Source organism: Methylohalobius crimeensis 10Ki, assembly GCF_000421465.1.
In the GTDB taxonomy this organism is placed as follows: Bacteria; Pseudomonadota; Gammaproteobacteria; order Methylococcales; family Methylothermaceae; genus Methylohalobius; species Methylohalobius crimeensis.
On sequence record NZ_ATXB01000001.1, the window covers coordinates 759,322 to 773,923 of the forward strand.

The following is a 14,602-nucleotide window of genomic DNA, read 5'->3' on the forward strand; positions in this document are numbered from 1 at the left end:
ATTATTCTCCGAACATCAGCGCGGTGAGGATGAAATCCGATCCCAGAATCGCAAAGGCGGAATACACTACCGAACGAGTGGTGGCGCGGCTTACCCCTTCGGAGGTGGGGATGGCGTCGTAGCCCTCGAATACCGCGATCCAGGTTACGATGACCCCGAACACCAGGCTTTTGACGATGCTGTTGATGATGTCTTCCTGAAAATCGATGGTGGCCTGCATTTGGGACCAGAACGAGCCTTCGTCGACGCCGAGAAGGCTCACCCCCACGAAATAACCGCCGTAAACCCCGATATAGGTGAACAATCCGGCCAGTAGCGGCATGGAGAGGATGCCGGCGTAGAGCCGGGGCGTAATGACCCGGCGCATGGGATCGACCGCCATCATTTCCATGCCCGACAATTGTTCCGTGGCTTTCATCAGGCCGATTTCGGCGGTCAAGGCGGAACCGGCTCGCCCCGAGAACAGCAGCGCGGTCACCACCGGTCCCAACTCCCGCACCAAGGAAGCGGCCACCATGACACCGAGGGATTCTTCGGCACCGAAATCGGATAAGACATTGTAGCCCTGAAGGCCCAGCACCATGCCGACGAACAAACCGGAGAGGGAGATCAGCAGGATGCTTAGTACCCCGACCGCGTATATTTGATGAATCAAAAGCCCCGGCCGGCGCAACAGATCCGGGCTACCGGTCAGGGCTTGGAGAAAAAACAGGTTTGCCCGACCGACTTTGGCGAAGCTCGACAGGGTGGTGTGTCCCAGTTTTTCCAGTGCGCCTAACATTGAATTAAATCCTCGCCATACTCGGGAGCGGGATAGTGAAAGGGGACGGGGCCGTCGGGAAGTCCGTGGAGAAATTGATCGACCCAGGGGGACGAAGCCTTTTCCAGTTCCTCGGGCGGGCCTTCGCCCACCACGTGCCCCCCCGAGAGCACGTAAATGTAGTCGGAAATCGAGGCGGCCTCCCGAACGTCGTGGGAAACGACGATGCTGGTCAGTCCCAGGGCATCGTTGAGGGTGCGGATCAATTTCACCAGGATACCCATGGAGATGGGATCCTGGCCGGTGAACGGCTCGTCGTACAGGATCATCATGGGGTCCAAGGCGATCGCCCGGGCCAAGGCCACCCGCCGCGCCATCCCGCCGGACAGTTCCGACGGCATCAAGCGATGGGCGCCGCGAAGCCCCACTGCTTCCAGCTTCATGAGAACCAGCGTGCGGATCATGGTTTCGGGCAGATCGGTGTGCTCGCGCAAGGGGAAAGCGACGTTTTCGAACACGCTCAGATCGGTGAGCAGCGCGCCGCTTTGGAACAGCATTCCGATGCGTTGGCGCACTTCATACAGATGCCCGCGCGAGAGTGCGGGAACCTCCTGACCGTCCACCACGATGCTGCCGGTGTCGGGCCGCAATTGGCCGCCGATGAGCTTGAGCAGGGTCGTCTTGCCGGTGCCGGAAGGCCCCATGATGGAAGTCACCGAGCCGCGCCGAATATTCAGGTCCACGCCGTCGAAGATCTTGCGGCGCCCGCGCGAAAACACCAGGTCGCGGATTTGAACGACGATGTCCGAGGAATTTGTCATGGCGCGTGGCGGTTCCCAAAAAGGCTGTTCCAAAAAATTATTCATTTTCTCCCTGGAATTGGGATAAGTCAATTGATGATCACTGTTGCATAGAGAGAGGGAACCTTGAAGAGAAGCCGGGAATGCGGGATAATTTGCCTACTTGCATCAACCCGAGTATATGCCGACTATGCACGTAACCATGCTAAAGGCGAAGCTCCATCAGGCCCGGGTGACTCATTCCGAATTGCTGTACGAAGGTTCTTGCGCCATTGACAGCGATTTGCTGGAGCGGGCGGGGATTCGCGAATATGAGCAGATTCACGTTTACAACGTCAACAACGGTGAGCGCTTCGTGACCTATGTGATTCGGGCCGAAGCCGGCTCGGGCGTGATTTCCGTCAACGGTGCGGCGGCCAGACGGGCCGCTCCCGGCGATATGATCATTATCTGCGCTTATGCGGCGCTCGATCAAAATGAGCTTGCCGATTACCGCCCCGATTTGCTTTACCTCGACGAGCGCAACCGCGTCGTTCGAACCGGTCACGCCATTCCCGTCCAGGCCGCCTGAACTTCATTGCGCCGCGGCCTATCAGGACACTTTCCAACATGCAGCCCTGTTTCGGACTCCAGGGAAAGGAGCCGCTTCGGAGGCAAATCCCGAAATTGAAACAAATGCGCCGGGCAGCGGCAATCGGAGCTTCCGAAGCCGGGTAGGGCCAGTCGGCTTTCCGGGAGCCGGTGCAGCTTTGCGGCCCACTGATGCTCAAGTCGTTGGGTCCCTTCGGCATACCAAATTTCACTGACTTGAACCGCTCGTCGCAGGTGGTCGATATGCCAGTGGGGGCGCCGGATCGGAGCCAGGTGATGCTTGATTCTGGCGGCCAGACCGCCGGGACCCAGCGCGCTGCCCACGTAAGCGTAGTAGCCTTTTGTCAGCATCAGTTGGCCGAGTCTGCCGATTCGGCATTCGCCCTCCGATTCGCTGCGCAACCAGAGCAGATAGGTCCCGGGGCGGCGATTCGGCTGCAATCTCGTTCCCCGCGATTGGCGATTACCGCCGGAAAAACAAGTTGATGATCAAAGTCAATAGCAGACTGACGATAATCATGGAGGTGATGGGAATGAAGATGAATTTATGCTCATCCTGAATGCGAATGTCGCCCGGTAGTCGTCCGAACCAATTGAAAAGTCCCGGTGCGTAGGCGAGGATCAGTCCCATCACCACGAGGATGCCGCCTACAATGATGAAGAATTTTCCAATGCCCATAAGCACTCCAGTGAATGTTTTAAGTATCTATCCTCATTGGAATGCGCCAATATTCGGTTCTAAGCCAGCCACCAGGTCGCCAAGCCCAGGAAGGCCATGAAGCCCACCACGTCGGTCACGGTGGTGAGCATCACCCCGCCGGCCAGAGCCGGATCGATCCCTACTTTGTCCAGCGCCATGGGAATGGTCACGCCGGCCAGCGCGGCGCAAAGCAGATTGATGACCATGGCCAAAGCGATCAAAAAGCCGACATAGAAGGTTTGAAACCAAATACTCGCGATGAGCCCCACGATAATCGCCCAACCCACGCCGTTCAGAAATGCGACCGCGACTTCCTGGTTCAACAGCGCGAAGAGGTTGGTGGTGCCCACCTGGCGCAATGCCAAGCCGCGAATGACCACGGTGAGGGTTTGGGTGCCGGCGATTCCGCCCATGCTGGCGACGATCGGCATCAGGACCGCCAAGGCCACGTCTTTTTGGATGGTCTCCTCGAACAGATCGATGACACTCGCGGCCAGGATGGCCGTGACCAGATTGACGCCCAGCCATACCGCACGCCGCTTGGCGCTTTCTTGAACCGGTGCGAACATGTCGGTTTCTTCGCTCAAGCCGGCCCGGCTCATGAAGGTATGATCCGCTTCGTCGCGGATGACGTCCACCACGTCGTCCACGGTAATTCGGCCCAGGAGAACGCCGTTTTCGTCCACTACCGGGGCCGATACCCAGTCATGGTGCTCGAATTGCACCGCCACCGTCGAGGCGGGGAGCTGGGCGGTAATGGTGTCCACTTCGGTGGTCATCAGCTCCTGCACGGTTTTTTGCAGATCGCCGGTGATCAGGGTGGATAGGGTTAAGGTCCCCACCAATCGATCACTGCGGTCCACCACATACAGGGTATCCGTCAGGTCCGGCAGCGCTCCGCGGCGGCGCAGGTATCGCAGGACCACATCCAGGGTGACACCGGAGCGTACCGTGATCGCGTCGGTGTGCATCAAGCTGCCGGCCGAACCCTCCGGATAGGACAGAATTCGCTCCAGTCGGTTGCGATCGATTTGGCTCAGGGTTTGAATAACCTGCTCGCGAACTTGCTCCGGCAGTTCCCTGGCGATATCGGCCAGATCGTCCGGATCCAGCGTGCCCGCTGCCTGGACCAGATCTTCCAGGTTGGTTTTTTCGATGGCTTTGATCAAGCCGACGCGGACCTCGTCGTGCAGTTCTACGAGGATTGCCCCGCCGGTATCGGCGGGCAATAAACGCCAGACGGTCAAGCGGGTGGCGGGCGCAAGCGCTTCCAACAGATCGGCGATTTCCGCCGGCGTCAATGCTTGCAGGAGCTGTTTAAGTTCCTGTTCTTTGCCGTGTTCCAGGTCTTCGGTCAGGGTCTTCAGGTATTGCTCGATATCGTCGCGATCGGTGCTAACGGGCATGACGGATCTTCCTCGAAAATGCGATGCAAAATCCAATTATATTAACAGGGATGGCTATTGATGCGGAATTTCGGGGCGTATACTTTCCACTTTTGTGCAAATGTAGGGGAGTGCGTTTTCTTGAGCGGCAGATTGTTCCAGTCCACCGCCGTTGTCGGCGGAATGACGATGGTTTCCCGGGTCTTGGGGTTTGTTCGGGATGTGGTCATCGCGATGATTTTCGGGGCCGATGCCACCACGGACGCTTTCTTCGTGGCGTTCAAGATTCCCAATTTCTTCCGCCGCCTATTCGCCGAGGGCGCTTTCTCGCAGGCGTTCGTACCGGTATTGGCCGAATATAAGGAAAATCGCGGGCGGGTCATTCTCAAGGCATTTCTCAATCGCACCGCCGGTTCCCTGGCGCTGGTGCTGATGGCGGTATCATTGTTCGGCGTGATCGGGGCGCCGTGGATCATTCTGGTATTTGCGCCGGGGTTCGCTTGGGCCGGTTCGCAATATGAACTGGCCGTGGATATGCTGAGGATTACCTTTCCTTATTTGTTTTTCATTTCCTCCACCGCGCTGGCCGGCGGCATTCTCAACACGTTTAACCGCTTCGCGGTACCCGCCTTCACCCCGGTCTTGTTGAATCTGTGTCTGATATCCGCCGCTCTCTGGCTCGCACCTCGGCTGCCCGAGCCGATTACCGCCTTGGCTTGGGGGGTATTTGCCGCCGGTGTATCGCAACTTGTGTTCCAGTTTCCTCCGCTTTGGCGCTTGAAGTTGTTGCCGCGCCTCCGTTACGGCTTTCACGATCCCGGCGTGCGCAAGATTCTCAAACTCATGTTGCCGGCGCTGTTCGGGGTGTCGGTGACCCAGATCAATCTCCTCATCGATACCCTGCTGGCTTCCTTTCTGCCTTCCGGCAGTATTTCCTGGCTGTATTATTCCGACCGACTGGTTGAATTTCCTCTGGGGGTATTCGGCATTGCGCTGGCGACGGTGATTCTGCCCAACCTTTCCAAGGATTGGGTCGCCGGTCGGAGGGAATCGTTTTCCACCGCCATCGATTGGGGATTGCGCTGGGTGGCGCTGATCGGACTACCGGCGGCGGTGGGATTATTCGTATTGGCCGAGCCGATTTTGGCGACCCTGTTTCAATACCGTTCCTTCACCGCCCACGATGTTCACATGGCCAGCCTCAGTTTGATGGCCTATACGATCGGTTTGATCGGATTCATCCTCGTCAAAATTCTAGTGCCGGGTTTTACTTCCCGGCAGGATACCCGGACGCCGGTTCGTTTCGGGGTGTATGCGATGCTTGCCAATTTGATTCTCAACCTCAGCCTGATCGGCTATCTGGCTCATGCGGGTTTGGCCCTGGCCACTTCCCTGGCGGCGACGCTTAATGCCGGCTTGCTTTTCAAACGCCTGCGCAAGGAGGAGGTGTACCGGCCGGCCAAGGGCTGGTGGTTGTTTTTGCTGCGAGTGATCGTGGCGAATGGGGTGATGGCAGCGGTACTGTATTACGGCACAGAAAATCTGGATTGGGAGAATCTGAATCTAGAAACTCGGCTGGGACAACTGGTTCTGTGGATCGGTCTGGGAGGAGTGGTCTATGGCGGCGGCCTTCTCTTGGTTGGTCTGCGGCTGAGGCATGTGTCGGGGGTGGCCGCAAGGCCCGGCTCTTCGTAGAGATTACGGAGGGCCGGGATTGAGTCAGGAAGAAAACAAACGGCGCCGAATCGCAAGCAATCCCAAAGAGATAAGGGTCAGAATGCTAGGTTCTGGAACCGGATTGGTTGTGTTCGAAGTGACAGAACCTTGAAGGTTAAAGGCCATCTCGTTACCGATGCCGAATGTCCATGAGTCACCATCGTTAACCCTACCGTGGGCGTTTCCGCTGGCATTGGAGGTCGACCAGAACCAGTCGTCGATTTCGTTTGTGGTGTCATTTACGATGGATAACCAGTAGGAGCCTGTGGCCAGGTTGGGCGGGGTATCCAATGTCAGTGAGTATTTGTATACATCAAAAGTACCATTGAAAAATAATGAAGAAACGGTAAAGTCGTCGCCGGTATCAGTCTGGGTCAAGGTCCCGATCAAAGGGGAAATCGAAGTTGTACTGGCCGGAACGCCGGCGGTATCAGGGAAGATGCGGATGGTGAAGTTGTCGCTAGCTGAGGCAGTGTTGGATGAAAAGTAAATTCCCCACCATTCTATGCTGTTTATGGTGGTCTCATCTGTCAGCAAGAAGTCATCGGCGCTTTGTTTTTGAAGGCCGAATAAAGAAGGTGTGTAATCAAAATCACTGGGCTTTGCATCTATCAGATCTGGAGTACCATTGTCGATGGTGACCGGCATGCCCTTGACCAAGTTTGCAGGAGCTAACCAAATGATACATGTGAACAACAATGGCAACGACAATTTGTATTTATTTTTCATGGCTTTGAATCCTGTTAGCAACTTCCAGACAATCCGCCAGTGCTCTGGATGACCCCGACTTGTTGAGGGTTGAGACCTAGGCTGCAGAACATGATGGTCGTGTTGTCCTTAAACATAGTGAATGTGTAGGTTAAGGGATTCTGGCTATCGTAGGTATAACTTACTAAACCTATTGAACTTGTAGAGTTAATGTTTATGCTCGAGGTGCTCCAGCTTCCTTTTAGGGCTCTGGGGTCCACGGCTAGATTTTTTGGGTCGCCTACCTTATAAAGCTTTCCATTGGGGCAATGTTCTTCTTTCCATTCTTCTCCTGTATCTAGGTTGATGGCAACGATTGAGCGGCTGTTCAGAGTATTGAGAATTTCTGTCTCACTCATGGGTTGACCGGTACAAGACGTTGCCATGGCAGCACTACTAACCAAGGACAATAAGATGATATCTGCCGTTACAGGAAGGTGAATTTTCATGGAGCCCCCTTAAATTTTTGATGGTTAATTTTAAAAGGCAAAAATAACGCCAAAACAAAAATTAATTTAATATCAGTGGCTTGAGATTCTTTTGTTCGAATTCTATTGCTAAAGCAAGAAATCCGTAAAAATTCTTGACAGCAAGAGAAAGGTTAACCATGGGTTGATTTGGCTAACTTCGTTAGCCAAATTGCACAATAAATTAGAAAATAAAACAACAACATACTCTGCGCCGCGTCCATTGTGCTGCCCAGCAAGCTGACGGTGACAAACCCCGCCAGCCCTCCCCCGAACGCTAGCGCCCAAGATTGGCCGTGCCGCCAGTTCGGGATCAGAATCCTGACGGTACCGAAAAGCAGCAATGCCAAGGCGATCAAGCCGAGCCAGCCTTGGGCGAAATAGACTTCGATTCCCGCTTGATGGATGTGCCAGGCGAGATCCCGATCGGTGACGAACAGCCAGTGATTGATGCCTTGTTGGAAACTGCCGTTCTCAATCAGTTTTCGACCAGCGCGATCGCTGAAGCTAATATCGTCAACATCGATGGGATGGTCGCCCGCGTTATATAGGGATAGTTTGACCGGGCGGTGAGGCCAAGGGCCTCCACTACCGAGGCTGCCGGAGTTCAGGCTGATTTCCATTCGCTTCCAAGCGTCGGGAGGCGAGTCCGGGGTGAGCTTGAACCACTGGCACTGGAAGGAATAGAGAAGCGCTTTTTCGCATATCGGGACGGTCAGGCCGTCTCCTGGGTTCTGTACGCGGACGCGGGCGTTTAAGCGGTAACGAGTGAACGGCGCCATCGCCACCTGTTGGTCCAAATAGACCGACTCGCCCGGTAACAGGTGCAAATAACGATTGCCTTCCTCGTCTCGAATGGCGTATCCGCCCGGCGGTTCATTGTAGTCGGCGTAAAGCAAATAATGGGTGGGGTAGCGCCCAAATCCGGTTCCGGTAAGTTGTGCCAACCATGATTGATCGGTCAGTGCCAAGGCCTGGCGCCAATGCCGCAATCGAGTGTCCAGATCTTCGGCCGAACGTTCCAGGCGGTAACGGGCGAAGCCTTCGCCGACAATCGGAACGGCCACTGCCGCCATGATCATTCCCGAGATGGCGGGAGCCATCCAACGGCGAGATTTTCCGGCGTGTCTCCATGCGGTACCGATGACGACCGTCAACAGTCCAACTGCCATGCCGGCGTAGCCGCCGCGTGAAAAGGTGACCAGCATGGCGTAGCCGGTCATTCCTCCGAGCACGATTCCGGCTAATCGAGCCAACCAGTGAGGTTGGGTCAGTGCCCATATCACTAAAAATGGAAAGGCGAAGGCCAGGAAGGCTTCAATATAGGCGCCTCCGGTTTGCATGTTGGAGAATGTTCCGGTGACACGAAAGACGCTTTCGAAATTGATCAGCCCCACGAACAGGTAACGTTCCCACCAAACCACTCCGACTACTATCGCCAAGGAAGTTAGCAAGCCATAGCATACAAGGCTTCTGGCTCGGGGAAGATCCGTTTCAGGAATCCGGCGCAACAAAGGGACAAGCAGTAGAGCCCAGAGCAATCCCTTGCCCACTTGCCAGGCCATGAAGGGTGAATGGGAGCTGGGTAAAGTCGGGGTTTTGATGGCGGTTTTCAAGCCGTGATAGGTGGCAAAAATCCAGCTCAACCATAGCAATACGTACGCCGTCTTTAAAAAGACATTTGGCCAGGGACGTAATGGAAAACCGCCAAGGCGAAGCGGAATCACAGCCAAGGTGAGCAGCACCACCAAGTCGAACTCGTCCAAGTAAAGGCGGCCATGATTCGAAGCAAAGTCCAAGGTTGGCAGCAGCGCGGGTATGGCGAATAACCAGGCAAGCGGATAACGCCAAAGGATGAGTGCGTAGCTCAGTAGACCGACAAACCAAGCCATTGAGAGAGGCGAGAGCCAGAAACTGGCAATCGCTACGACCAACACAACTGCGCCGAAGAAAATCGCTATGGCGGAAGGTAGCTGAATGGTGCGGGCGCATGGTGGCGCGGACGGTTTGATTTCGACAACGGTTGGGCGGGTATTTCCACTCGTTATCCTTCCCAACCATGCTGCCAAGCTGTAACTGAAAGCGGTGGAAGCGGCAGCGATGAGAAGATTGCTCAAATCCGGATGCCGGCCTTCCAGCCATAATTTTCCCATTTCCAAAGGGAGCGCCAACCCGGCAGCAGCGAGGGCGGCAGGCTTTGCCCCTCCCCGATCCGGCAGGCGGCTGCTGCGTCGCCAAGCCCAAAGCGCCACCCCTATCGGAGCGTACATGGCCGCATTGGCGAGCAAGCTGGCCATGGCGGTCGGTTCGGAGGTGAAATAGTGATAATAAAAAGGGATGAAACGCAAACCGGCAATTTTTGCCAGTCCCTGGGGCAAGGAAAGCCAGGAGGAAGTAAACCAGCCGTTGACGGCGGCCAGGGTCGGAATATAAGGCAGAGCAAATAAAGGAATTGTCCGGCGCAGCAGATGCGCCATGGTATCCACCCCCCAGCGGAGCATAAGTTGCCCCGTCATGCCGCCGGCAAACAACCCAATTCCGCGCATTAAAGCGGATGCCCCCTGAGCGGTTCCGGAAATGAGGAAAATCTGGAGAATTTCCAGCCCCAAGCCGAAACCTAGGCCGATAAAAAAAAGATACCGATATGCGAAATAAGGTCTGATTAGAATCAGTAACAGACCGAGCGGGGCAATTGCCACAAGTTCTCCGATCAATCGGGCGACGTAATGAATGCCGCCGCAGGCCGGGGCGATTACCCAACCGACGTTGGCAGAGGCCAATTTGGACAGCAGTTCATCGCCGGAGACCACGAAATCGTAGGGAAATAAGGCTAGAATGAAATAAAAAAAGGCATAAGTAATGGCGGCCCCTTGCACCGATTCTCGACCGCCGCGAGTAAAAGAATCCAGAAGCCAAACGATATGGCGGCGACCGAACAACCACAACCCAATACCTGCGGCGGTACCGAGAGTCTCCGCCAGCAAGTCGTTGAGGGAGACGGTCCGGGGGGCAAAAAACTGTTGGGTAAATTCCACGGCCACTGCCAGCGCTATGCAGAATGCAAATACAAAGACGAGGATAGCGGCGGATTCCCGGTGGGTTTGACGCAACCCCAATAAGGCACCGCAGCCGAGAAAGGCGAGCGGGACATAGAGGACGATATTGGCAATCCAGTCGGCCCGGGAGGCAGCACCCAAGTTTAAATATGCGATGTTGTGAAATCGGGCGATCGCCTGATCGAGGGTCAAGGGACGAAGCTCAAAGGGAATCAGACTGCCATAAACGACAAAGCCGAGATACAGTAGAAAAAGCAACAACAGGCGTCTGCGTTCCAGCGCGGGAGCGAGCATAAGTTTCCCCGGAATGCGAATTTTTGTAATTATACTATTCAACCGCTTATTAGCGGTGTGGGAAGCGTTCGACGATGGCCGACCACTGGATTTAACCCTTCCGCCTCAGTAAGAGAGACGATTTTGTTAAAATGCCCGCTTCACTTGCGACTGCCGGAATACGCTTGATCCGAACCTTGCATCGTCCCCCGCCGCCGGGTACCGTGGCCACCATCGGCAATTTCGACGGGGTGCATCTGGGCCACCAGCATCTGATTCGAGCCCTCGCTCGCCAAGGTGAGCAATTGGAGTGGCCGGTGACGGTGATATTGTTCGAACCCCAACCATTGGAGTATTTCCTTGGGGGAAGGGCGCCGGCACGCCTGACCCGTCTGCGCGAGAAGGCGATGCATTTGAGGGAATTGCCGGTGGACCAAGTGTTATTGTTGCGTTTCAATCGTTACTTGGCCAACCTTCCGGCTTGGGATTTCATCGAAACAGTGCTCGCCAAAGGACTGGGGGTGAAGTATCTGGTGGTGGGGGATGATTTCCGTTTCGGTCGCAACCGCGAAGGGGATTTCGCTCTGCTCGAGGCGGCCGGCGTCCGCTATCGATTCGAAGTCAGCGCCACGCCCACTGTCGAGGTGGGTGGCATGCGGGTCAGCAGTACCCGGATTCGCGAGGCGTTGGAGGCCGGGGATATGGACCTGGCGGCACGTATGCTGGGGCGGCATTATTCCATGTGCGGCCGGGTGGTCGCCGGCCGCAGGCAAGGACGGAGTTTGGGGTTCCCCACCGCCAATCTCAATCCGCAGCGCCGCAAGACCCCTATTAGCGGTGTGTTCGCCGTCACCGTGAAGGGCGTGGACGACCGCCCCTGGCCCGGGGTCGCCAACGTGGGGGTGCGCCCCACCGTGGACGGGAGCAATCGGGTGCTCTTGGAAGTGCATTTGTTCGACTTCGACGGCGATCTGTACGGTCGCTATTTGGAAGTTTGCTTTCATCACAAACTACGCGAGGAAATGCGTTTTGCCTCGGTAGAAGCGCTGACCGAGCAAATTCGACAGGATGCGGCCAAGGCCAGGATGTTGCTTGAAAAAAACACAAAGGAATAGGCTATCCACCTTTAGAGATTCCTTAGATCTGGGAAGAATTGATGGATTACAAACATACGCTGAACTTACCCAAGACCGATTTTCCCATGCGCGCCAATCTGGCCAAGCGCGAGCCGGAGAGAGTCACCCGTTGGCGGACGATGGATCTGTACCGGAAAGTCCGCGAGCATTTCGCCGGACGTCCCAAGTTTGTCCTTCACGATGGCCCTCCGTACGCCAACGGTCCGATTCATATCGGCCATGCGGTCAACAAGATCCTCAAGGATTTTATCGTCAAGTCCAAAACCTTGAGCGGTTTCGATGCCCCCTATGTGCCGGGCTGGGATTGTCACGGTCTGCCCATCGAGCTGATGGTGGAAAAGAAGGTCGGCAAAGCCGGGGTCAAGGTGTCTCCCGCGGAGTTTCGGAAAGCCTGCCGCGAATATGCCCGATCGCAGGTGGATCTGCAGCGCGAAGATTTTATCCGCCTCGGCGGCCTGGGGGACTGGGATCATCCCTACCTGACCATGGCGCCCGAATTCGAGGCGGATATTCTACGGGCATTGGGCAAAATCTACGCCCGCGGGCATGTCGGCCGCGGAGCCAAGCCGGTCTACTGGTGTACCGATTGCGGATCGGCGTTGGCGGAAGCGGAAGTGGAATATGAAGACAAACGTTCTCCCGCCATCGACGTGCGCTTTAAGGTGGCGGACGAGATTGCCTTTTTGGAACGTTGCCATCACGTCCCGGGGCACCCCGGCGAGGGGCCGGTATCCGTCGTCATCTGGACGACCACCCCTTGGACCCTGCCCGCCAACCAAGCGGTCGCTCTGCATTCGGAGCTGGAGTACGCCTTGGTTCAGTGCGACGGAGAGCACGGCTCGGAGCGTCTCCTGGTGGCCGAGGGGCTGCTCAAGAACGTGATGGCCCGTTACGGGATCGAGTCGTATCGGGTGATCGCCTATTGCCGAGGCCGGGATCTGAAGGGGGTGAAACTGCAGCATCCTTTCTATGCCCGCAAGGTGCCGATTATCCTGGGGGAACACGTCACTCTGGAGGCCGGCACCGGCGCGGTCCACACCGCCCCCGGCCACGGTCAGGAAGACTATGCCGTGGGTCGGGAATACGATCTGCCGGTGGACAATCCCGTCGGCGGAGACGGCCGTTTCTTGCCCGGAACCGAGCTATTCGCCGGCGAACACGTGTTCACCGCCAACGATCACGTGATCGAGATGCTCAAAGGGGAGGGCGCGCTCCTGCACGAGGAAGTGATCGAGCACAGCTACCCCCATTGCTGGCGGCATAAGACCCCTATCATCTTCCGCGCGACTTCCCAGTGGTTCATCGTGATGGACAGGGACGGGCTGCGCCAAGGCGGACTGGAAGAGATTAAGAAGGTGGGTTGGATCCCCGACTGGGGGCAGGCACGGATCGAGTCGATGGTGGAAAACCGGCCCGACTGGTGCATCTCGCGCCAGCGTAATTGGGGGGTGCCGATTGCCGTGTTCGTTCACAAGGAGACCGGCGAGCCCCACCCGCGCACCGTCGAGTTGATCGAAGCAGTGGCCCGACGGATGGAAACCGGCGGTGTCGACGCTTGGTTCGAGCTGGATTCCCGGGAGCTTTTGGGGGACGAGGCCGATCATTATGAAAAGACCACCGACATCCTGGATGTGTGGTTCGATTCGGGGGTCACCCACGAATGCGTTCTCGGCCGCCGCGGCGAACTGGGCTTCCCGGCGGATATCTATCTGGAAGGTTCGGATCAGCATCGCGGCTGGTTCCAATCGTCCCTGCTGACTTCGGTGGCGATCAATGACCGGGCGCCTTACCGCACGGTATTGACCCACGGCTTCACCGTGGACGAGAAGGGCTACAAGATGTCCAAATCCCGCGGCAACGTGGTCGCGCCCCAAACCGTCATGGACAGGCTCGGCGCCGATGTGCTGAGACTTTGGGTGTCGGCCACCGATTATCGCGGCGAGATGGCGGTATCGGATGAAATCTTGAAGCGCACCGCCGATGGTTATCGGCGTCTGCGCAATACCGCCCGTTATCTGCTTGGCAATATGACCGGCTTCGATCCGGCTCGTCACACGGTGACCTACGAGGATATGTTGCCGCTCGACCGCTGGGCGGTGGATCGGGCTTGGCTGCTCCAACAGGAAGTGATTCGGGCATACGAGAACTATCAGTTCCACCAGGTCTATCAAAAGGTGCACCATTTCTGCGCGGTGGATATGGGCGGTTTTTATCTGGATATCATCAAGGACCGCCAGTACACCTGTCAGGAAGACAGCCTCGCCCGGCGTTCGACCCAGACCGCCATGTATCGGATTGCCGAGGCGCTCGTACGCTGGTTGGCGCCCATCTTGAGTTTTACCGCCGAGGAGATCTGGGAGTGCCTTCCGGGGGAGCGAGAGGCTTCGGTTTTTCTCGCCACCTGGTATGAAGGTCTTGAATCCCTGCCGGAGGCGTTTCCCCTCAACCGGAAGTTTTGGGACGAACTGATCGCGGTGCGCGAAGAGGTTTCCAAAGAATTGGAGAAACTGCGTGAACGCGGGGGTATCGGCGCTTCCCTGGAAGCCGAGGTGACCATCTACTGCGAAGGCGAATACTATGACTTGTTGACCCGATTGGAAGACGAGTTGCGCTTCGTTTTGATCACTTCCCAAGCCGAAGTGCGGCCGTTGGCGGAAGCACCGGCCGGCGCCGAACCGGCGGAAGAGATCGCGCATCTGAAAATTCTGGCCGAGCCGTCTTCCCATCCCAAGTGCATCCGTTGCTGGCATCGCCGCAGCGATGTGGGCAGCCATCCCGATCATCCCGAGATTTGCGGGCGGTGCGTGGAAAATGTGGCCGGTTCGGGGGAAAGCCGACGCTATGCTTAGGGTGTCGGTCTGCGGGTATCCGGTTGGGAGGACGCCGTGAACCCCCTCCGTGGGGGCTTCATCGCGGCATTGATGCTTCGCCATCCATGGCTTGCACGCTTTGCGCGCACTAAAGTGCGTCC

Annotated in this window: 12 protein-coding genes; 4 read left to right on the top strand and 8 right to left on the bottom strand. The window is 56.7% G+C overall.

The annotated features are described in order from the left end of the window. Position 1: 1 nt before the first annotated feature. A complete protein-coding gene (gene mlaE, locus H035_RS0104070; RefSeq protein WP_022947724.1) occupies positions 2 to 781 on the bottom strand; it encodes a lipid asymmetry maintenance ABC transporter permease subunit MlaE in 780 nt (259 codons plus the stop codon). After that, the gene (locus H035_RS0104075; RefSeq protein ID WP_026596252.1) at positions 775 to 1,581 is read right to left on the bottom strand and encodes an ABC transporter ATP-binding protein; all 807 of its coding nucleotides are present in this window, start codon (positions 1,579 to 1,581) and stop codon (positions 775 to 777) included. Before H035_RS0104075 ends, mlaE begins: the two co-directional genes overlap by 7 nt. Positions 1,582 to 1,750: 169 nt before the next feature. On the opposite strand from H035_RS0104075, the gene panD reads away from it, so the two are divergent. Continuing rightward, a complete protein-coding gene (gene panD, locus H035_RS0104080) occupies positions 1,751 to 2,131 on the top strand; it encodes an aspartate 1-decarboxylase (RefSeq protein ID WP_026596253.1) in 381 nt (126 codons plus the stop codon). On the opposite strand, the gene H035_RS18080 is transcribed toward panD, so the two are convergent. Genes H035_RS18080 through mgtE form a run of 3 tightly spaced genes read right to left on the bottom strand, consistent with a single transcriptional unit; the run spans position 2,104 to position 4,257 of the window. After that, the gene (locus H035_RS18080) at positions 2,104 to 2,592 is read right to left on the bottom strand and encodes a GIY-YIG nuclease family protein (RefSeq protein WP_022947727.1); all 489 of its coding nucleotides are present in this window, start codon (positions 2,590 to 2,592) and stop codon (positions 2,104 to 2,106) included. The genes panD and H035_RS18080 overlap by 28 nt on opposite strands. 22 nt (positions 2,593 to 2,614) lie before the next feature. Next, the gene (locus H035_RS0104090) at positions 2,615 to 2,830 is read right to left on the bottom strand and encodes a DUF2905 domain-containing protein (protein ID WP_022947728.1); all 216 of its coding nucleotides are present in this window, start codon (positions 2,828 to 2,830) and stop codon (positions 2,615 to 2,617) included. A gap of 59 nt (positions 2,831 to 2,889) precedes the next feature. Continuing rightward, the gene (gene mgtE / locus H035_RS0104095) at positions 2,890 to 4,257 is read right to left on the bottom strand and encodes a magnesium transporter (RefSeq protein ID WP_022947729.1); all 1,368 of its coding nucleotides are present in this window, start codon (positions 4,255 to 4,257) and stop codon (positions 2,890 to 2,892) included. A 120-nt stretch (positions 4,258 to 4,377) separates the two neighbouring features. Between mgtE and murJ the strand changes: the two genes are divergently transcribed. Then, positions 4,378 to 5,931 (top strand): murein biosynthesis integral membrane protein MurJ, encoded by a 1,554-nt coding sequence (murJ, locus tag H035_RS0104100; protein ID WP_022947730.1) that lies wholly within the window; start codon positions 4,378 to 4,380, stop codon positions 5,929 to 5,931. A 24-nt stretch (positions 5,932 to 5,955) separates the two neighbouring features. Here the strand turns inward: murJ and H035_RS0104105 are convergent, their stop codons facing one another. From H035_RS0104105 to H035_RS0104110, 3 genes are all read right to left on the bottom strand, one after another. Further along, positions 5,956 to 6,681, bottom strand: coding sequence for a DUF7901 domain-containing protein (locus H035_RS0104105; protein WP_022947731.1), 726 nt, complete (start codon positions 6,679 to 6,681; stop codon positions 5,956 to 5,958). A 14-nt stretch (positions 6,682 to 6,695) separates the two neighbouring features. Beyond that, the gene (locus H035_RS21725) at positions 6,696 to 7,148 is read right to left on the bottom strand and encodes a hypothetical protein (RefSeq protein WP_152485961.1); all 453 of its coding nucleotides are present in this window, start codon (positions 7,146 to 7,148) and stop codon (positions 6,696 to 6,698) included. Positions 7,149 to 7,300: 152 nt separating this feature from the next. Continuing rightward, positions 7,301 to 10,516 (bottom strand): VanZ family protein, encoded by a 3,216-nt coding sequence (locus tag H035_RS0104110; protein WP_022947732.1) that lies wholly within the window; start codon positions 10,514 to 10,516, stop codon positions 7,301 to 7,303. A 131-nt stretch (positions 10,517 to 10,647) separates the two neighbouring features. On the opposite strand from H035_RS0104110, the gene ribF reads away from it, so the two are divergent. Then, positions 10,648 to 11,610 (top strand): bifunctional riboflavin kinase/FAD synthetase, encoded by a 963-nt coding sequence (gene ribF / locus H035_RS0104115; protein ID WP_051149736.1) that lies wholly within the window; start codon positions 10,648 to 10,650, stop codon positions 11,608 to 11,610. A 41-nt stretch (positions 11,611 to 11,651) separates the two neighbouring features. Then, positions 11,652 to 14,480 (top strand): isoleucine--tRNA ligase, encoded by a 2,829-nt coding sequence (ileS, locus tag H035_RS0104120; RefSeq protein ID WP_022947734.1) that lies wholly within the window; start codon positions 11,652 to 11,654, stop codon positions 14,478 to 14,480. Positions 14,481 to 14,602 lie beyond the last annotated feature (122 nt).